Origin of the sequence: Pseudomonas sp. WC2 (assembly GCF_050586545.1) — a bacterium.
Lineage (GTDB): Bacteria > Pseudomonadota > Gammaproteobacteria > Pseudomonadales > Pseudomonadaceae > Aquipseudomonas.
Genome location: NZ_JBOBDR010000042.1, coordinates 1 through 893, shown reverse-complemented (window position 1 = coordinate 893; position 893 = coordinate 1). Strand labels below are relative to the sequence as shown.

1 pseudogene is annotated in these 893 nt (G+C 58.2%); it reads left to right on the top strand.

Annotated features, from left to right (window positions below):
• Positions 1-805: pseudogene (locus ACQ4OE_RS26725) on the top strand (hypothetical protein); the annotation flags it as partial.
• Positions 806-893 lie beyond the last annotated feature (88 nt).

Below are 893 nucleotides of genomic sequence, written 5' to 3'. Positions count from 1 at the left end.
CGGCTATCAGGTGGCGGCGCGATTGAACAAGCGATCCATCGAGAAAATCACCGAATGCCGTGGTGGTACGGCAGCGTTCAATTGCACGGGGGTTTTGATCCGTTCGGCAGATGTTTCTCCGGCGTTTCACTCCTGGAGTCCGAGCCCTTCTTCGGTCATAGGTGATGGTGTTTCTTTCTCCTTCATCACCGACGGCGCCTTGATCAAAAAGACCTTCAAGTCCCAAGGGTTCGTCATGCGCGAGTCTTTGGCGCCTGCCAGCCAACCGCTGACCGTGCGTTGCATGTACCCGTTCGATGCTGACACCTCGGGCTCTGCTGACATTTGCAGATCCAAGGGTCGCGCACTGTGCGAGGAGCTGGGTATCGACACCCGGGAAAAATGGATAGCCGCCTATGGCGACAAGCCGACACAGACCTGTGCGTTCAGTACTGAGCCGGGGCCGTTTCAATTGGCGACCACGGTGCGCCCCGACGCCACAGATCCGTTCGGTTGGAACGAGTTGATCATGGCGGCCTGGTCAGACGATCAACCGGAAAGGTTGCCCTTCGAGGCCATCACCATCATCACACCGTCACACCGGCCTCCCGAGCACGAAGGCGGGGCTGAGGGCGGAGCTCGATTCATCCAGCGTGATTACTTTGAGGTCACCGGTCGCTTCATGCCGGTGTTGCGGGCGACGTTCACCCAGGCACCTGGCGAGATCTTTTCCTATGACCCCCAAGACCAGGCACTCGCCGACGTGACCATGACGCAACTGAGCAACGCCATTCCATTTGTGCCGAGTTCAATGCGCGACGATTGAACCGGCGCCATCTGTTGCAGAGCGGAGACGTACCCATGAACATATTCAAATCGTGGTGGCTGGCGTTGTTCTCGATCACGCTGCTGTT